This window comes from Bacillus sp. BB51/4, assembly GCF_008368845.1.
Lineage (GTDB): Bacteria > Bacillota > Bacilli > Bacillales > Bacillaceae_G > Bacillus_A > Bacillus_A wiedmannii.
Genome location: NZ_QOSC01000012.1, coordinates 304,668 through 324,149, shown reverse-complemented (window position 1 = coordinate 324,149; position 19,482 = coordinate 304,668). Strand labels below are relative to the sequence as shown.

17 protein-coding genes, 3 pseudogenes and 1 riboswitch are annotated in these 19,482 nt (G+C 31.5%); of the genes and pseudogenes, 18 read left to right on the top strand and 2 right to left on the bottom strand.

Features of this window, described 5'->3' with window-relative positions:
• Nucleotides 1–160 precede the first annotated feature (160 nt).
• From DN392_RS16405 to DN392_RS16395, 3 genes are all read left to right on the top strand, one after another.
• Complete coding sequence (locus DN392_RS16405) at nucleotides 161–931, top strand: ABC transporter ATP-binding protein (RefSeq protein ID WP_000404254.1); 771 nt, start codon at nucleotides 161–163, stop codon at nucleotides 929–931.
• Nucleotides 906–2,840 (top strand): FtsX-like permease family protein, encoded by a 1,935-nt coding sequence (locus tag DN392_RS16400; protein ID WP_061672007.1) that lies wholly within the window; start codon nucleotides 906–908, stop codon nucleotides 2,838–2,840. Before DN392_RS16405 ends, DN392_RS16400 begins: the two co-directional genes overlap by 26 nt.
• A 68-nt stretch (nucleotides 2,841–2,908) precedes the next feature.
• Nucleotides 2,909–3,580, top strand: a complete 672-nt coding sequence (locus DN392_RS16395; protein ID WP_064449393.1) for a lipoprotein BA_5634 family protein — start codon at nucleotides 2,909–2,911, stop codon at nucleotides 3,578–3,580.
• 75 nt (nucleotides 3,581–3,655) lie between these two features.
• Here the strand turns inward: DN392_RS16395 and DN392_RS16390 are convergent, their stop codons facing one another.
• Complete coding sequence (locus DN392_RS16390) at nucleotides 3,656–3,997, bottom strand: DUF3914 domain-containing protein (protein WP_001165520.1); 342 nt, start codon at nucleotides 3,995–3,997, stop codon at nucleotides 3,656–3,658.
• Nucleotides 3,998–4,266: 269 nt separating this feature from the next.
• On the opposite strand from DN392_RS16390, the gene DN392_RS16385 reads away from it, so the two are divergent.
• The 14 genes and pseudogenes from DN392_RS16385 to DN392_RS16320 all read left to right on the top strand — a co-directional run.
• Complete coding sequence (locus tag DN392_RS16385; protein ID WP_064449394.1) at nucleotides 4,267–5,508, top strand: esterase/lipase family protein; 1,242 nt, start codon at nucleotides 4,267–4,269, stop codon at nucleotides 5,506–5,508.
• A gap of 87 nt (nucleotides 5,509–5,595) precedes the next feature.
• The gene (locus tag DN392_RS16380) at nucleotides 5,596–6,639 is read left to right on the top strand and encodes a homoserine dehydrogenase (protein WP_064470437.1); all 1,044 of its coding nucleotides are present in this window, start codon (nucleotides 5,596–5,598) and stop codon (nucleotides 6,637–6,639) included.
• 123 nt (nucleotides 6,640–6,762) lie between these two features.
• Nucleotides 6,763–8,211, top strand: coding sequence for a MocR-like pyridoxine biosynthesis transcription factor PdxR (gene pdxR, locus DN392_RS16375; protein ID WP_064459779.1), 1,449 nt, complete (start codon nucleotides 6,763–6,765; stop codon nucleotides 8,209–8,211).
• A gap of 4 nt (nucleotides 8,212–8,215) precedes the next feature.
• Nucleotides 8,216–9,130: a D-alanine--D-alanine ligase gene (gene ddlB / locus DN392_RS16370; protein ID WP_064470655.1), complete on the top strand. Its 915-nt coding sequence runs from the start codon at nucleotides 8,216–8,218 to the stop codon at nucleotides 9,128–9,130.
• Nucleotides 9,131–9,202: 72 nt separating this feature from the next.
• A riboswitch (TPP riboswitch) is annotated at nucleotides 9,203–9,308 on the top strand.
• Nucleotides 9,309–9,430: 122 nt separating this feature from the next.
• Complete coding sequence (tenA, locus tag DN392_RS16365; RefSeq protein ID WP_064470436.1) at nucleotides 9,431–10,120, top strand: thiaminase II; 690 nt, start codon at nucleotides 9,431–9,433, stop codon at nucleotides 10,118–10,120.
• A 294-nt stretch (nucleotides 10,121–10,414) separates the two neighbouring features.
• Nucleotides 10,415–10,747: a heterocycloanthracin/sonorensin family bacteriocin gene (locus tag DN392_RS16360; RefSeq protein WP_096001635.1), complete on the top strand. Its 333-nt coding sequence runs from the start codon at nucleotides 10,415–10,417 to the stop codon at nucleotides 10,745–10,747.
• Between the two features lie 368 nt (nucleotides 10,748–11,115).
• A complete protein-coding gene (locus DN392_RS16355; RefSeq protein WP_170828825.1) occupies nucleotides 11,116–11,595 on the top strand; it encodes a homoserine dehydrogenase in 480 nt (159 codons plus the stop codon).
• Between the two features lie 307 nt (nucleotides 11,596–11,902).
• Nucleotides 11,903–14,290 (top strand): RNaseH domain-containing protein, encoded by a 2,388-nt coding sequence (locus tag DN392_RS16350; protein WP_064470435.1) that lies wholly within the window; start codon nucleotides 11,903–11,905, stop codon nucleotides 14,288–14,290.
• A 207-nt stretch (nucleotides 14,291–14,497) separates the two neighbouring features.
• On the top strand, nucleotides 14,498–15,271 hold the full coding sequence (locus DN392_RS16345) for a DUF3959 family protein (RefSeq protein ID WP_064057207.1): 774 nt from the start codon (nucleotides 14,498–14,500) through the stop codon (nucleotides 15,269–15,271).
• A 145-nt stretch (nucleotides 15,272–15,416) separates the two neighbouring features.
• Nucleotides 15,417–15,832, top strand: a pseudogene (locus DN392_RS16340) (DUF3995 domain-containing protein).
• Between the two features lie 288 nt (nucleotides 15,833–16,120).
• Entirely contained in the window at nucleotides 16,121–16,465 is a 345-nt protein-coding gene (locus tag DN392_RS16335; RefSeq protein WP_064057205.1) for a hypothetical protein, read from the top strand.
• Between the two features lie 357 nt (nucleotides 16,466–16,822).
• Complete coding sequence (locus DN392_RS16330; protein ID WP_240317787.1) at nucleotides 16,823–17,110, top strand: EndoU domain-containing protein; 288 nt, start codon at nucleotides 16,823–16,825, stop codon at nucleotides 17,108–17,110.
• Nucleotides 17,111–17,185: 75 nt separating this feature from the next.
• Entirely contained in the window at nucleotides 17,186–17,653 is a 468-nt protein-coding gene (locus DN392_RS16325) for a hypothetical protein (RefSeq protein ID WP_064057204.1), read from the top strand.
• Nucleotides 17,654–17,824: 171 nt separating this feature from the next.
• Nucleotides 17,825–17,979, top strand: a pseudogene (locus tag DN392_RS16320) (IS6 family transposase); the annotation flags it as partial.
• A 24-nt stretch (nucleotides 17,980–18,003) separates the two neighbouring features.
• Here the strand turns inward: DN392_RS16320 and DN392_RS16315 are convergent.
• Nucleotides 18,004–18,429, bottom strand: a pseudogene (locus DN392_RS16315) (IS3 family transposase); the annotation flags it as partial.
• Between the two features lie 626 nt (nucleotides 18,430–19,055).
• On the opposite strand from DN392_RS16315, the gene DN392_RS16310 reads away from it, so the two are divergent.
• Nucleotides 19,056–19,259, top strand: a complete 204-nt coding sequence (locus tag DN392_RS16310; protein WP_016087715.1) for a hypothetical protein — start codon at nucleotides 19,056–19,058, stop codon at nucleotides 19,257–19,259.
• The last annotated feature ends 223 nt before the right edge of the window (nucleotides 19,260–19,482 follow it).

Below are 19,482 nucleotides of genomic sequence, written 5' to 3'. Positions count from 1 at the left end.
AAGATAGTTATGCGTTAATTTTAGTTTGAAAATAGTTTTATTATCAGTTTTTTTAGAAAGCTTACAAGCGTGTAAGATAAATGAAAGATGAATCAATATGAGCATTAAGACAATTCATTTACACTCTATTGTGAGAAGTGCAAATGAAGGGAGAATAGAAATGGAAATTTTACATGCGAAAAATATTAGTAAAGTATATAAAGGGAAAATACCTTTTAAAGCATTAGTAGATATTGATTTATCAATTCAAGAAGGTGAATTTATAGGGATCATGGGGCCATCTGGTAGCGGGAAAACTACATTATTAAATATGGTATCTACTATCGATTCTCCGTCCTCAGGAGAAATAGTAATAAACGGTACAAATCCTTTCCAGTTATCATCAGAAGATTTAGCGTTATTCCGTAGGAAACAATTAGGATTTGTTTTTCAATCATTTAATTTACTTAGCACGCTTACAGTGAAGGAAAATATCGTATTGCCGATGACATTAGATGGCGTTTCTGTGCAAGAAATGAACAAACGCGTACAAGAAATCGCAGAGAAATTAAATATTACAGATATATTGAATAAAAGAACGTTTGAAATATCTGGGGGCCAAGCTCAGCGAACAGCAATCGCACGTGCAATCGTCCATAAGCCGCAATTATTACTTGCAGATGAACCAACAGGGAATTTAGATTCTAAATCTTCAAATGATGTAATGGAGATGTTAGATACTCTAAATAAGGAAGAAAAAGCTACGATGATGTTAGTGACTCATGATCCGTATGCAGCGAGTTTTTGCAGCCGAGTAATTTTTATTAAAGATGGTCAACTATATAACGAAATTTATCGTGGTGAAAGCAGGCAAGCATTTTATCAAAAGATTATGGATGTCCTTTCTTTGTTAGGAGGGAAAAGGCATGACTTTTCGTCAATTCGCATTTAATAATATTTTTCGTAATAAGCGTACATATGCTGCCCATTTTTTAAGTAGTGCATTTTCTATAATGATTTTCTTTACGTATGCTCTTTTATTATTCCATCCTGATTTACAGGGGGAGTTGAAATCGACAAGTAAAACAATAAGTACATTTGGTACATTAGGATTTGAAGTTTCTCAAGGTTTGATTTTTGTCTTTTCATTCTTCTTCATTCTATATTCAGTGAGTTCGTTTTTAAAAACGCGTAAGAAAGAATTTGGCATTTTAATGATGCAAGGTATGTCAATGAGACAGCTTAAGAAGTTATTGTTAATTGAAAATATGTTAATTGGACTTGGTTCGATTTGTATTGGGATTCTTATCGGCCTCGTATTTTCTAAACTAGTTTTATTAATAAGTGCCAGTGTATTAATGATTAGTAACGGCTTACCTTTTTATATGCCAGTGAAGGCGGTATTATTAACTGGCATCACGTTTCTATTCTTATTTTTACTTGTTTCGCTAGTTACTTTTAAAATGATAAAAGTAACAGAACTTGTGGAACTTATTCAAGCAGGGGAAAAGCCAAAGCCTGAACCGAAATCGTCAATGTTATTATCAATTTTTTCTTTATTTAGTATAGGATATGGCTATATTTTAGTATTTCGCTTTATCCCAAGTTATAGTTTTATTACGCTCGGAATGGGTGTGCTCCTAGTAATTATAGGAACGTACTTTTTATATACACAGTGTAGCGTTTATATATTGCATCTTGTGAAAAGGAGTGAATCTTTCTTTTTAAAGAGAACCAATATATTAACATTTTCAGAATTAATATACCGTATGAAAGATAATGCAACAATGTTTTTTATAGTATCTATTATTTCAGCAGTTGCTTTTACAGCAATTGGCACGACAGCAGCTCTTGGAAACAAAGATTTGGTAAGGATGACAAACCCGTATACATTTCTGTATACAGCTCCTGATAAAAATAAAATAACGGATAAACATCTCTCGATTATAAAAAAACATCTTGCTGATTCTAATATTCCATATCGAATGGCTTCCACTTCAGATATTTATACAGAAAGTAATGTAAATGTAATGAAGTTAAGTGAATATAACGAACTTGCGAGAGCACTCGGGTACCAACAAGAAACGATTGAAAAAGAAGATGAAATGTTATTAATCCCTGGAGTCGTATCACAAAAACAAGAGTTTAAAAATGGTGATTATAAAAAGAATATTGAAGTCATTCAAGGCGATTGGACAAAGACATTTCATGTGAAAAAAACTGTAGATAATTTAGTTTTGCCACACGATACGGAAGGGATTAATATTGCGATTCAAGATCATGTGTATGATGAAATTCTGCTTAATAGTAATCTAGATTTTGAAAATATTATTCAATATCGAACTTATGGATTTGTTGTAGATGATTGGATAAAAACAAAAGAGATTTCAAACCAATTAAGTGATATATTCGATCAAGATCCTAGAGACATACATTTTGAATTTAGAGCACTAACTATAGAGTTGTTAAGTGCAAAACAAACGAATGGGTTATTACTTATGGCAAGTGTTTTAGTTGGAATCGTCTTCTTTACTTTCGCTGCTAGTTTTATTTATTTCCGGTTATATACTGATTTGGACCGCGATCAGCAGCAATATAAGATGATTTCGAAAATGGGATTAAGTAAACGAGAGTTGAAAAAAGTTGTAACAAGACAATTAGTATTAATGTTCTTCTTACCGATTATTGTTGCAGTGATTCATACTGTGGTCGCTTATATGGCATTACAACAATTAGTCGATTTTTCTATTATGAATAGCTCTATCATAATTTTAATTTCATTTATATGTATACAAGTTTTATATTTCTTTATAACTCGTTGGCGTTACTTACAAAAGCTTTATAAAACTATGGAACAGTAAAGAATATCAGCAAGTAAGATTGCAGAAAAGCATGTAAAAAAACAATTTGAGTTATGAAAGGAACTGTGATGAAAAAAACACTCTCTATTTTCATATTAAGTATATTAATTTTAATAAGTTTAAGTGCATGCTCTAAAAATGAAAACAGATTTCCAGCTAACGGTGTATTAATCATTGGAGATGAGAACAATACTTCAACAGTTATGAATCGTTATAAAGAAAATACGAAAGAACTTGAAGTTTTTTCGGTGAAAACAGGTAGATTTGACCAAAAAAGGGTTTTGATATTAAATGAATCTACTGCAAAAGCGATGATTAAAGCAAAAATTTTTCGTAAAAGAGATCATTCATCTCATTCTAAACCTTTAGATACGTTACCGAATTTTCCAAAAGAAAGTTCACTATTATTTATAAATGAAGAAGAAAAGAATATAAAAAGTATTAAAATAGAAGGAAAAGTGATACCAGTTACATATGATAGTGATGCTTGGCTTGGTAATAATCGAAATTATGGAACAATATGGTATGTAATTGTGGCGAGCAATAGTGTATATAAAGAAATACAGGCAAATGAAACAAAAATGCAACTTCTTCATCTGAAAAAATCTTTAGGTGACGAAAAACCTAAAATGTCGACAGATAATATATTGACTAATGAATATGTAAAAGTAAGAAAGTTAATTAAAGATTTTGAGGAAGAAGTATCAGTTCAATTTGTCACGATTGGAGAAAAATCATAAAAAAGAGTTCAAGGTTGATAGGGATTTTATCAGCCTTGAACTCTTTTTAATTTTAGACCATTTAGATAACATAGTTTACATTACTTCATTTAATCGGGTCTCGCTCGGTTCTTCAATCGCATTTGAATTTTGAACTGAATTATTTTGAGATTCTTTTTCCTTACGAGACCTTTGTAGCATTTCAAGGATGATCCATAAAGGAACACCTTTATCTTTTAACATCTTCCATAAATCTAATTCGTTAAATTTATGCTCTGGCTGTTTCATTTCTTTTTCGAATGAACGAATATCGAACTTGATAGGATCATTTGCGTTCTTACTTTCAAGTTTAGTAGAAGAGATAGTATTATGCTCAAGAGTAGATGGAGTTATTTTAGTAGGTTGAGATAATGTATGAATATTTGATCCGATTTGCATGTTTTTTCCTCCTTTTCAAGCAATGAGATTAGTTTTCTTATGGTTTTTAAATCTTTTTAACACGAGGAAACTATATCTGATTATAAATTCAAATAAATAGATTTACAAGTTGTATTGTGAAAAGTAAATGCTTGCTTGAATTAATATTTATCAACATTTTTGTATGTTTTCTCTATATACAATGTATATAAAATACTTTACATTATGTTTAAGTTATTAAAGCATGCTGTAAAGTGAAAAATGTAAACGTTTTATTAGGGGGAGGAAATATGGGGAAGTTATTTTTAAAAATATGTTTTTTTGCATTGATGACTGTATGTTCATTCGCCACGAAAGTAATATACGCTGAAGAGAGTCAACAAAATAATTATCCGATCATATTAGTGAATGGATTTGCTGGATGGGGTAGAGAGGAAATGTTAGGGGTTAAATATTGGGGTGGTGTTCATGATATACAAGAAGATTTAAAAAGAAATGGTTATACTGTACATACTGCTGCTGTTGGACCTGTTTCTAGTAACTGGGATCGTGCATGTGAATTATATGCGCAAATTAATGGAGGTACAGTAGACTACGGTGCCGCACATGCTGAGAAACATGGACATAATCGTTTTGGAAGAACTTATAGTGGTTTCACGCCGAGTTGGAGTGAAACAAATAAAGTACATTTAGTTGGACATAGCATGGGTGGACAAACGATTAGAACATTAGTACAGCTATTAAAAGAAGGCAGTTTTGAAGAAAAAAATTATGTGAAAAATCATCCGAACACCAATATATCACCACTATTTGAGGGCGAGAAATCATATGTTCATAGTGTTACAACATTAGCAACCCCTCACAACGGTACAACACTTGCGGATGGTAGTCTTCTACTACCGTTTGTTAAAGATTTACTCATTACAGCTGCAAGTTTTGGAGGAAACGATAATTTATCACTATATGATTTTAAATTGGATCAATGGGGGTTAAAAAAGAATACTGGAGAGTCCTTTTTCCAATACAGTAATCGTATTCTAAATAGTTCACTTTGGAAAAATACAAAAGATATAAGTCAATGGGATTTAAGTACAGATGGTGCAAAGGATTTAAATAATTGGGTAAAGACGCAATCAGATGTTTATTATTTATCTTATAGTGGACATGCATCACAAGCGGCACCTATAACAGGTTTACATTTGCCTCATATAACGATGAATAAAGTGTTAATGGGGAATGCATTTTTCTTAGGTTCCTATGCAAGATATGAAGAAAATCGTCCATTAATTGATACTACTTGGTGGCAAAATGACGGTGTAGTAAATACAAATTCTATGATTGCACCGTCTTCTAATACTACTGTAAATAGTAATGAGTCTTTACAGATTGGAAAATGGAATCATATAGAAACGAAAGCAAATTGGGACCATCTCGACATGGTAGGATTAAGTGTTTCAGATACGTTAGGTTTTTCTAGCATTCAAGAGTTTTATAGAACAATTGCTGAAAAGCTAGCACATTTACCAAAATAGGTAATAATAAAGCGCTCTCGATGGAATTCGAGGGCGCTTTATATTATATTGAAAGAGGGATATGGTAGAAAAATATGGGGGTATATTATGAGAATTCAAGTTGTATTATCAGGATATGGAACAGTTGGCAGAGAGTTTGTAAAATTATTAAACGAAAAATATTCATATATATATGAAACATATGGGATTCAATTAGTTGTAAGTGGCGTATTAGGTAGAAATATTGCAATACATAATGAGGACGGATTATCTATTCAGCACTTATTAATGTATGGTGGCGGTAGCGCTGCAATTGAAGAATATATTGAACATCATCCAGGGGAACGAGCAACAACTAGCATAAGTGGAACTGTATTAGTAGAATCAACCGTTACAAATCTTAAAGATGGAAATCCAGGAAAACAATATATAAAACAAGCGATTGAGAAACAAATGGATATAGTAGCAATTTCAAAAGGTGCACTCGTTACAAACTGGAGGGAACTAAATGAAGCAGCAAAAATCGCAAATGTACGAATTCGATATAGTGGTGCAACTGCTGCGGCATTACCGACACTTGATATTGGTCAATTTAGTTTAGCTGGTTGCCGTATTGAAAAAATAGAAGGAATTTTAAACGGGACTACAAATTATATCCTTTCGAAAATGAATGAGGAAGATATTACGTTTGAAGAAGCACTGAAAGAAGCGCAAAGTAAAGGAATTGCTGAAACGAACCCAATATTAGATGTAAGTGGTTCTGATAGTGCATGTAAATTGTTACTTTTGACAAACAGTTTAATGGGAACAGAAAATACGCTTACAGATATACATATAAAAGGAATCGAACATGTTACAAAACAACAAATTAGAAATGCTAAGGAACAAAATAAATATATTAAATTAATAGCTTCAGCATATAAGGATAAGGACGGTAAAGTGTCTCTTCATGTGGAACCGTACAAAATAGATAAAAATCATCCGCTAGCAAAAGTAAATGGGACAGAAAAAGGAATTACGTTCTTTACAGATACGATGGGGCAAGTTACTACAATTGGTGGTGCTTCTAATCCACGCGGAGCCGCAGCAGCAGCTTTTAAAGATATTATTAACTTATATCGTAAAGATTTGTACCGTATTAACGAGGGGTAATATCCCTCATTGATTACTAGCCTTCACTTTATAAGACCGTACCGCCCTTAATAAAAAATACATATGTAGTGGACCTTTTGAGAATGAAGTAAATATGCAAAAATAATTGCAGGGGGTAAGGATTTGTTTAAAGATTTTAAAGTTGTCAAAGACCGTCCCGTTTATATTCAACTGAAAGATTATTTAAAAAAGATGATTATGAAAGGGCATTTGCTCGGAGACCAAAAAATACCTTCAACAAGGGAACTAAGTGAATTATTAAGTGTGAGCAGAAATACTGTACTCGCTGCTTATGCAGATTTAGAGCAAGAAGGACTCATTTATGCAGTTAAAGGTAAAGGGAATTTTGTAGCGAAGGTTGATATATCGAACACTTCGTCTGTTGAAATAGATTGGAAAAATAAACTTAATACAGTTACCTTGTTAGCGGATGAATTAGATTTAATGAAACATGGTGTCCGCTGGGAAAAAGGAATGATTGTTTTTAACAGCATCGCTCCGGACGAAAAGCTATTTGATGTGGAAAATTTCAAAAGAGCTTTTCTTACTCGTATGTCCATTGAAGGTGATGTCGTATTAAACTACGGATACGCAAAAGGCTATAGACCGTTAATGAAATATCTACTTCATTATATGGAAATGAAAGGTGTAGATATTTCGAACAAAGATATTTTAATTACAAATGGATTTACAGAAGGATTAGATATCGTACTATCCTCGTTATCGAAGAAATCAGGTCGAGTTATTTGTGAGAATCCAACTCACCATGCTGCGTTGAAGCTGTTCCGCTTACATGGACTTGAAGTTCATGGTATTGATATGAATGAGGATGGTATTGATACGAATCAAGTTGAAAAAAGCTTGCGTGAAAAAGAGTTTGATTTTGCGTATTTAATTCCTTCCTATCATAATCCAACCGGTATAGTTACGAGTTCGGAGAAAAGAACGGAACTGATGAGATTATTTTCAAAATATAAGATTCCTATTATAGAAGATGGATTTAATGAAGAGCTACGTTATTCAGGATCACATTTAGCACCATTATTAACTTTTGCTGGCGCTGGTAATAATGTAATTTATATTAGTAGCTTTTCAAAGGTACTTTTTCCTGGTTTACGTGTAGGCTGGATTATCGCAGATAAAGAACTGATTCATCATTTAGAAAGTGTAAAAAGAGCAAGAACGATTCACACATCTACGTTAGATCAAGCTGTTCTATTTCAATATTTACATGAAGGATATTTTGAAAAATATTTAAAAAAGGCAAGATCAGTTTATAAGAAAAAATATGAGTTAGCTGTTGGGGCGTGTAACGAGTACATTCCGTTTCAAAGAATGACCGGTGATGGTGGACTTCATTTATTTATAGAGTTAGAAGAAAAAATTCATGCCCGCACACTTTTACAAAAGTGTTATGAGCAAGGGGTTACATTTTCTCCTGGAGATGTTTTTTATTCTGATGGAGGAGGAGCGACTACTTTTCGATTAGGGTTTTCACGTCTGAAAGAAGAAGAAATAGTTCGTGGAATCAAAATAATCGGTGATACAATAAAAAATGAAATTTGGAGTTGAGGAAATGAGAATTGGCGTTATTATGGGTGGAGTATCCTCTGAAAAACAAGTATCAATTATGACTGGAAATGAAATGATTGCAAATTTAGATAAAAATAAATATGAAATCGTACCAATTACGTTAAATGAAAAAATGGATTTAATCGAAAAAGCGAAAGACATTGATTTTGCGCTCCTCGCATTACACGGAAAATACGGGGAAGATGGGACGGTTCAAGGCACGCTTGAAAGTTTAGGTATTCCTTATAGCGGGAGCAATATGTTATCTAGCGGTATATGTATGGACAAAAATATTTCGAAAAAGATTTTACGCTATGAAGGTATAGAAACACCCGATTGGATTGAACTTACAAAAATGGCGGATCTAAATCTTGATGAGTTAGATAAGTTAGGATTTCCGTTAGTTGTAAAACCAAACTCTGGTGGATCAAGTGTTGGAGTAAAGATTGTCTATAATAAAGACGAATTAATTTCAATGCTGGAAACTGTGTTTGAATGGGATTCTGAAGTAGTAATAGAGAAGTATATAAAAGGTGACGAGATTACATGTTCCATTTTTGATGGAAAACAGTTACCCATCATTTCAATTCGACACGCGGCGGAGTTCTTTGATTACAATGCGAAATATGATGATGCTGGTACTATTGAAGAAGTTATTGAACTTCCAGTTGAATTGAAAGAACGTGTAAACAAAGCGTCATTGGCTTGCTATAAAGCATTAAAATGTAGTGTTTATGCAAGGGTTGATATGATGGTGAAAGACGGTATTCCATATGTAATGGAGGTTAATACATTACCAGGGATGACACAAGCAAGTTTACTACCAAAAAGTGCAGATGCTGCGGGAATTCATTATAGTAAACTATTAGATATGATTATTGAAACTTCATTAAGAGTAAGGGAAGAAGAAGGGTTTTAAGTAGCAGTATCATGAATACTTTTGACAGTAACATGAAGTGTGTTATGATGAATACAATACGAAAATTAAATATTTATCCACTAGGGGGGCCTATTATAGGCTGAGATCAAATGAGAATTTGAGACTCTTAGTACCTGATCTGGTTAATACTAGCGTAGGGAAGTGGGAAGACATTACTATTTTATGAATAAATACTGTCACTTTCACTTTCTTTACGTTTGTAAAGAAAGTTTTTTTATTTTACAGATTTAATAACTGTGGGTAAATACTTAAATTTTATACTTTATTGGAGGGATTTAAATGAAATTTTCACAATCATTACGTCAAGAAGTAGATTCAATTTGGGAAGCTAGTTTTCATCACCCTTTTGTAAAACAACTTGGTGAAGGAACTTTAGATTTAGCTAGTTTTCGCTATTACGTGCTTCAAGATTCCTATTATTTGAGTCACTTTGCTAGAGTACAAACTTTAGGAGCTGCAAAAGCACTGGAATTAGAAACAACAGCTCGTATGGCACACCATGCTCAAAATACATACGAGGCGGAATTATCTTTACATGAGAATTTTGCGAAGAAACTAGGGATAACACAAGAAGAAAAAGATAATTTTATCCCTGCTCCAACTGCATACGCTTATACTTCACATATGTATCGTGCTGGGTATGAAGGACATTTAGGCGATATCATTGCAGCAATTTTACCTTGCTATTGGTTGTATTATGAAATTGGTGAGCGTTTAAAAGAGTGTCAGCCAGAAGAGCCAATTTATAACGAATGGATTTCTGCTTATGGATCTGATTGGTTCCGTACGCTAGTTGAAGAGCAAATTACAAGATTAGATACTATCGCTGAAAACGTAACAGAGTCTGACCGTAAGCGAATGAAACAGCATTTCATTATTAGCAGTCAATATGAATATTCATTTTGGGAAATGGCTTATACTTTAGAAAAGTGGCCAGTGAATACAGAAGTAGAAGATGTAATGGGATAATGGGTAGGGGTATTGCTATACACAGGTATGGATAATACCTGTGTATATGATTTCACAAAAGAAGTATCGCAAAAAGACGCATTAATCTAAGTGCGTCTTTTTTCAATTTATAAAAATGAGCCCATGGGAAAAATAACCTAAAAATAGGTGTATGAACAAGGTGCATCATCTAGTGATAGGTCATATTTTGTAAGGGTACGTATTGAACTTAGTTTATAGCGCTATTTCTACTTAGATTTAACGAACAGAAATATAGGAAAGCATTGAAAAGATTGAAGTTTATAAACGGAGGTCATGAAAATGAATAAGTTTCAACAAGAACTACAAGCGTTAAGCCTTAATGATTACCAATCTGGAAATATTGTGTATTGGGACCAACAAAACCAATATCCATATTATTATATTGAAGATGCTGCTCGTCGCTGTGGCGGTTGTGGTCGTTGTGGAGGTTGTGGAGGTCGCTGTGGTGGATTTCGTTGTGGCGGATTCCGCTGTATTGGTTGCTTCGGTTGTTTTGGTTGTGGCGGTTGTGGTGGCTGTGGTAGTTGTGGTAGTTGTTCTAATTGTTTTAGTGGTTTTAATGGTACTACTGATACAACTGGTACTATTGTAACATATGAATATTGATAAGAGAAAAAAGGAATCCAATAGTGAAGTATTATATAATTTTTATTAAAGAATTTAATAAAAACACATGTAGCATTCAAGTGAAAGAATGATATTTAGATTTTTAGTTGTAAATCAAGATAAGATATATAAAGCAATGACTAGACTTGAAACCTAATCATTGCTTTTTTATATTTTTACCATCAAATAAGGAATCTGTTGCTTCTAGTTAGTGGGTAGCGAAAGAAATTATTACAACTATGTAAGGTTAATGTAATGTTAATCGATAGTAAATGAAGATACTTGAGTGTATTTTAAATAAGATTTAAAATAACTGTTTATTTTTAAAATATTGGGGTAAGTAAAATTCTATTAGGAAGTGTATTAAAATGATTGAACTTAAATCTATTATCCATTCGTACAAACTAAAGAGAAAAATAGCAAGGGATTTATACGGAAACAGAGATGAATTGACACTGTTATTAAATGAATTTAATAAAATGAAACACACAGTAACATGTGAAAAAAAGAAAAATAATATATTATCTCGTTTACAATTAATTTATCAACATATGAAATTAGATAAACCGTATCCTCTTCCAATTACTTTTAATAGTAAATTATTGGATCGATTAGAAAAAGAATCTCTTCATTCTATTGAGGAAGGTATAGCATGTCTACAAGTAATGTTAGATATGAATTATGAGAAAATAAAACAATATGGATCAAGTACAAGTAGGTCATTTGTTCCATTATCGCAGTCATCCATTTGTCTTGCTGATTGTATTTGTTTAACAGGATTTGTATTAGTTTTACTAGGAGCAATTTCATTTGGAGGATTAATGTTATCTATATGTTCAATTACATAATGGTTGATATTTGTAAGGAGAGCACCGACTTAAGGTGTTCTTTTTTAGTTTTATTGTAAAATTATTGTAAATTTTAAATACATTACATCATTTATATTATATAATTCGAATGTATTAAAATAAAAATATTAGAGGTGTCGTATATGATAATTACTTTTAATTTTTAAATAAATCGTTTTAATAATATATTATTCGGAGGAATGTTTTTACTTTTCTTTTAAATACTTGGTATAAATCGATTAGATTAAGAGTTAATTTTTCTAGCTTTTTGTGATCAAGACAAATGAAGAAAGGAAGTAATCATCTTATGGAAAAATTAAAGTTGTTAACATTTGAAAATATAGTAGAACCTCTTTTAAACGAAAGCGTATCATTTATATATTTCCCTATTGAATGGCTCGACATTGTAGAGATACATTATAAAACATTTTTATTAACGAGTAAGTTGAAACGATTGAATGAAAGATTATATGATATGTTTTCTGATATATTATTTATTCAGCATAATCCGTATGTATTAAATGAAAATACACCATGGATTGTATGTAAAGAACCTATTAGAAAAGAACAACTCGATTATATTTTCCAAAGTTGGTATGAGGTGATTCATGATTGGAAACCTAATAAATTAATAGAATCGCCAAAATATGAATGGCATTACGATTTAATTTCTAATGTAACAGTACTACATGATAATGAAATATATTCTAAGTGGGTGCCTGCTTTAATTTCACATATTTTTTGTGAACAACCTGTACGATTAGAGAATATCAACGAAGAAGATATATATTTTTCTCCTCTTAGATCACAAAATATTTGTGAGGCAATGTCAGAGCCTATTAAAGATGAAAAAACTCAAGATTATTTCGCCTATGTATATCGGTTCGAATGTATCACGCGCGGTGGCGAGAATATTCCATTATTAAATGTTTCAATAGGAATTCGGAGGTTTTATCAAGAATATAATCATCCAGATATTCCTTTGCTATTAAGACGAAAACGGGGCATGATATTGGTTTCTACTCCAGAATTTTCATCGAATAATACAAAATTACGATTTGTAAAACTAAAAGTACAACAAGCTACAAACGGCATAAAATGGATTAAAATATTTAGAAGTTTAAAAGATGATTTTCATATAGGTGGAGAAGTTGAATTAGAGCATATTCTTCAATATCCGAAAGATTATATGCTAGGAGCAAATATTAGGGTGTTGCTTCCATACAATGAGAGAATATATAAAGTTCAAGGTACAAAAATAAAACCTGGTATTAAAGTAAAGGAAAGTGAGTATCTTTTTAAATGGTTTCAGCAAAAATTCTCTTATTTCACATTACTACCAGAATGTAAAAAGATAGCAACAAATAATGAAAATGAATTATTCCCTTTAATTGCACCAAAAGGATTAGAGACTATAACGTTAGAGATATGGTCTGAAAAAATATCGATGGAAGTAGAACAAGCGTTAATTGAAAGTGAAATTGTGTTAGCTCAAATTGGTGAGTCTTCATATGTATTAAATGCAGATTCTCCAGTATTGTTAAAAATAGTAAAATATAATATTGAAAAAGTATTGCAAAACCCATATAAAATGCAATATTGCCAGAAATATAAAACAAATTTAGTAGAGGATGTTATGAAAGCGGTCTATGCTACTGCAGGTGAGCGTAATGATGCGACATTGGCGTTAATCGCAATGAAAAATTGTGATGGGCGCGAAAAAATTGATCCAAAGCAAATCGTTAGAGAAGGGTTCGCACGAACAAACCGTATTTCGGCATTTATTAATTTATTTATAGGTCAAAGTGTATCTCGTAAAACAATTATTAATTGTATTTTTAGTTTATTAGAACAAAAAGGATTTTTGAAACGTAGTTGGAATAAGATAAATTTACCTTGTACATATGTTAATTTATCAATTGAACGAATCTCGAAATTTGATTTCTTACCTATTATTTCACAAATAAAAGGTAAAGAAATTTCATATAAATTATATGGGAATACAGAATGGCAAACGATTGATCGTTTATTATTAAATATAAATAAACATAATAGTTTTTTACCACAGCCTTCAAAAAGAAATGACATGGGAATTCAATTTAAACAATTTGTCTCTGAAACACTAACGGGAATTTTACAACACGCAAAAGAGCAAAATGAACAAGTGTATTTCATTATAGATGCGCATTTAAGAAAATATTGGATAAAAGAGTTGCAAAATAAAAAAATTGATATAGATATTTTACCAGAGATTGTCCCTGATGTGCTAAAGGTACCAAACTTAAACATTATAAGAATAAATACATCTTTTGATGTACCAAAATACGGTGCGATAGAATGTGATGATGTACTGGATGGCACAAGTTTATACACAGATCAAAAAGGAATGTATTATAGCACTGGTGAATATTCGATTAATGGTAATGAAACATTGCAACGATACATACTCGAAATTTTACCGCTAGGTGTAAAAGCGGTTGAAAGGAACTATATTGCCAAAATGGTACATTATATGTGCTGTAATTCAAGTATGCTTTTGGAAAAGAATATACACATGCCATATTCTATGCATATGGCGAAAATAATAAAGAGCTATATGACGGATATAGATGCAAGAGAGTTTAAAGAGTTTGATGATGAATTGGATGTAGATATTATAAAAATAGAAAAGAAAGATTCAATTATTCTACTTTAAATAATAATAGACAAATCCTGCTCATTATATCGATCAGGATTTGTCATTTTTTCATGTAAATAAGTATATCTTTTGTCATGTATCTTCTCTTTTACGTATTTACTTTATTTACATACAGGATTAAGATGTTTTTTAGAAATAAAAACTTCATCATTTGGAAAAGCAATATGAATTGATTCGAAAGAAATTTGAAAGGAATGAGGAATTGTGAAGAAATTAGATGTGTTATTGATGCTATTAAGCGGCCTCTTTCCAGTTGCAGGAATTATGAAGCAAATCCCACTAGAACAATCTTTATATATTGGAGGCCTTTTATTTTTTACTAGTTTCGGTAGTTATTTTGCGAAAAAAATATATTCACGTATATGTAGCTGGATAGCATACGCGCCATTCATAACACTACTGTTAGTCATTTGGCATCAGGATATTTCAACAAGCTCCATAATAGCGAATGCGAAAATTGCCGCTTGTATCGCTTTAATTCCATGTTTATTCCGTTTTCGTACATATGGACTTACTTTCGGTTTATTGTCATTATGGACCGCTTTACTTTGGGATATTAAAGAAGTACAGTCATTAGTCATACTTGAACGTATGTCGAGTTTAATGACAAGTCATTACTTATATCTTCTACTGTTAGTTGGAGGACTTATATTAGGTGGATTACTTGCGATGTTATTACATCGTAAAGAGCAGGATGATAATAAAGAAAATATAAATCTATTTCAACAAAAAAAGAAGCGCAAAAAATTATCATTTAAGATTCCACTTCCTAGATTACCGAAATTAAAGATCAAATTATTTAAGTTTGGTGGAAAAGTATCAAAACGAAATACGCCAGAAAAAATACGTGAGCATAATTACGAAGAACCAGCTCAAGCTGCAACATATGAAATGACAGAGCAAATAGATCCATATAAAGAAGGTACTGCTCAAGGACAAACGAGGATGGAACGTCGTAGAAATAGGTATAATGCATAATAAATTTCAGTAAACCCTTTAATGATTTATCATTGAATTGATAAATCATTAAAGGGTTTTTTATGTAATTACATATAGATTGCTAATGAGGAATTCATAGCATACTCTAAAGTTGAGGACTTAAATAAAATAATAGGAGGGTAAAATGCTGATTATTACATATATTTCTGTCTGTATATTATTCTTAGTTAGTTTTTTACATGTTTACTGGGCTTTCGGAGGTAAGTGGGCGACAAATAGTGTCATTCCAACAAAATCAGGAGAAAAGGCGTTTACACCAGGTGTAGGAATGACATTGTTCATTGCGTTGTTATTAAGTATGGCAGCAATGATTTTATTACAACAAGCAAATGTTGTTTATTTTGCAGTTCCTAATGTATTTGTTCAATGGGGTTCCTGGATTTGTATGATTGTTTTTTTATAAGAGTAATTGGTGAATTTCATTATTTTGGTATCTTTAAGCGAAAAAAAGATACGCATTTTGCTAGAATGGACACTGTTTTATATATACCGCTTTGTGCATTTCTATCTTTATCATTCTTATTGGCAATTATAATGTAAGTATATAAAGAAATGGATATCAAATAAAAGGTTTCTGTGCAATCAAAAACCGTTTGTTTTGTGTGATTACATTTTATTACAAAAATATAACCAACAATATTTTAATACTTAATTACGAAGTAAAGAGAACGGTTAATAAAATAAATTGAAGTTATTTTTATTAATAATTGCGCTTTCTATAGAGATGTATATCAGTCGATGGGAAGATGTGGTATATGGCAGTTTAAAAACAAATTCAGCAATGGATGTCTTGACAGGAATATATCATAGTATGGGAGGGAAATAATTATGAAAGAAGAAAAAATACAAGGTAATATAAAGTGGATTGCGTACAATAATTTAAGATTTAGAATAGAGAAGGTTAATGATGAATCATCCGTAATTTGGGTTTCTGATAATTTTGTGAATTTATATTTTACCTTAGTAATGAATGACTTTTTAAGTAAATGTGAGGATGAGTTGAATATAAATATCGAAATTGATTTTACTTGGAATAATCATAGAGGTTTGATTATAAAGAATCATGATATAAATCTAATTTTAGGAGAAATAATTAATTTTATTAGCGAATGGGAGTTAGAAGGAAATCCAAATGCTGATAATTTTTCTACGGAAGAGTGGTATTTAGCATAAGCTTACAGGGTATGCTAGCTTTCCATCATTCTTAGGAATTTAAAAAATATGGAGGGTAATTTAAATTTAATGTATGTTTAGGGTATATTGAATGCGAATTGAACCTAAAGAGTTAGACAAATATTTTAAGCAACTAGTGAGGAATGAATTCTGTATTGTAAAGAATTCATTCCTTTTAAGTCTATTTTAATTTACTTGTAATTATAGTTGTTAATATTTGAAGAGGCAATCACCCTAAGTCATAAAGAGACGAAAGCCTATAATCAAAGTAAGATTTCAAAGCTTGAGGAAGAAATTGGTTGAGTTAAAGGGGCTAAGGATGGTACTCAGGGTACGGAAAAATATAAAACTGATACAATGAAACACATTTATCATGAGGAAATTAATAAACGTGGGAAAGCAGTTGGGTATCATCATGAGAATGTGATGGGTGGAAAGATTATTCCAGGGACTGAGAGTGTACCTGATAAAAATGGGGTTTATAGGGCCAAAATTGAAATTGATGGGGTATTAAAAGGTCCAAAATCCACATTCTTTCCAAGGGAGTGGACACCTCAACAAGTAATAGATGCAGTGAATGAGGCTTTTCATAACAAAGTAAATAAAAAAACAATAGATTTCTTGGAAAAACAAGTGATGGAATGACAATAGAGATGATTTTGAGGAATGATAAGGTAATCTCAGCTTATCCAGTATATTGAGTTGGAGGAAGTGTTCTTAATGATTAAGTATAATTATGAATTTAAATATATAGAAGAATTTAATGTGGTTGTTATGGATTTTGATGAAGAAAAATCGTTGAAATTTGCCAATATGATAAATGATCCTTTAGGCTCTGATATACCTTGGAGGTTAAGAGATTTTAAAAATGATATTAACAATTTTATTGATTTGTTGAGGGGAAACATATCCGAATATAGACATGGAGGAAATGCTTCTAGCATAATATCCTTTAGAGATTTTACCATAATTGAGGATCCATTTTATGATGAAGAAGATGAATTTGAGCCGATATGTAAATTAGAAACAGTTGAATTTGTTAAAATCATATTAGTGTGGGCTTATGAAACACATAAGTATAAGAGCGAAAGAGGAGAAATTGCTCAAGAAGATGCAAAAATGGCTATGAATTGGATTGAACAAAAGATGGAAGAAATTAATAGTATAGAGGATAGTAATCAAATATAAGAAACACAGATTAGTAATAAGTGAAGCATTTAAAATTAATTATAAAAGTGAAAATTATGGGTAGATAAAAGAAGCATCTGTGACTTATGGAATGAAATAGAGGGTTCTGGTGTGAAAATCTATAAAATTTGGACATACTGATACTATTACTCTAAAAAGGATGGAATTGGTATGGAAAAGCAATGTTTATTCAAGTGGAAACAATATCAACTAGATATTATTCTATTAACCGTGAGATGGTAACTACGGTATAACCCTCATTTCCATGGTTGGTGGAAATGAGGGGGGGACGAGGCTTATCCATTTCGTATACAACGATTACGTGTTGAGTTCATCAATATGGTCCTTCATCATATTAAAAAAGAGCCACATATGAAGTGACCCCGGTATTGCACCGGGCTCATTTTTAATTTTGCCTTTATCTGTTTCTTATTATAATAATCTATATATTTTTCTAATTCTATTTTAAAATACTCTACACTTTCAAACTCTTTTAAGTAGAGGAATTCTGACTTCATGATCCCGAAGAAATTCTCCATGACTGCGTTGTCATAACAGTTTCCTTTTCGGGACATACTCTGCACAATACCTCTTGATTCAAGTGTCCGGACATATTGTTTCAATTGATTTCTATAGATAATAATCTCACCATTATACAAGTCTAATACAGGTGATAAATAAAGTTTCTCTCCAAATAATTTAAACTCTGTGATGTCTGTTATCCATTTTTGATTTGGTGCATCTGCATGAAAACTGCGCGCTAAAATATTCGGTGCAGTTTAACTTAATGTGTTCTTTTTTAGTTACTTAGGAGACCTTTTGAGATAAGAAGAACGATACGTTGGTCATGACTATTGTGTTGTGTAACCCAAAAAGGAAAGTACCAAAAAATGCTTATTTTGTATGAGTATAAATATCGGCTATTTAGGAGTCCTAATAGAATGTTTAGAATTAGACGAAAATGACGTGTGAAATGTAAATAAAAAAGGACAAGTAGTCGAATTTACTGTCCTTTAAAGGAGAAAAGTCTTTTGATTAAGAACTACGAATAAACAGAAAAACTGCTTGTACTTAGTTTTACCTTAAATATACATATCTATACAAAAAAGGGATAAGTAAAAAATACTTATCCCAGGAAGGGAAATCCAAAACACCAAAATGGTTTGCATTGGTATGCAGGTTCAAAAGTAGTATATGTAAAATGAAAAATCTCATACAAAAAAGACAAGACAGAGTGTTGTTTTCTAGAGAATCTTTAAAAAAAGAATAAGAGGTGTATATTGGCTGTTTTTCTCAAAATCATTTTAAACGTATTGAGGAAAGTGATAAACCATACCTTAATAAAAAAGGATGTAAGCGCATTCTTATCGAATTATAGATAATTAAGAGAGGCGGTGACACTATGAAGTATGTAAAAGTCAGTATGAATGGTGGAAGTGAGCACAAATTCTCAATGACTTTAGAACGATTTGAAGAACTTATTACTACAGAGAAAGGGTTATTAGAGAATAAATTAGTTTGTATTGAAAATGTAATGATTAATCCCACTAATATATCTTCTGTAGTTGAAAAAATTGGTGTACCGGCTAAGTTTATGGAAGCTTAAAAGTGTGTACATAAAAAACATCCATGGGGATGTTTTTTTATTTATAATTGTACAATGAAAATTTGAGTAGGATTTTTAGTGATACTTCATATGTGCACAATAAAATAAGTACAAGCATATATTAAATAGTAGGACAAGATCTTCGTGTCCGAATCAATACTCAGAAAAAACCTCTAATCACAATAGGGCATCCAATAGCAGGGTGCTCTTATTTTTTATGAAA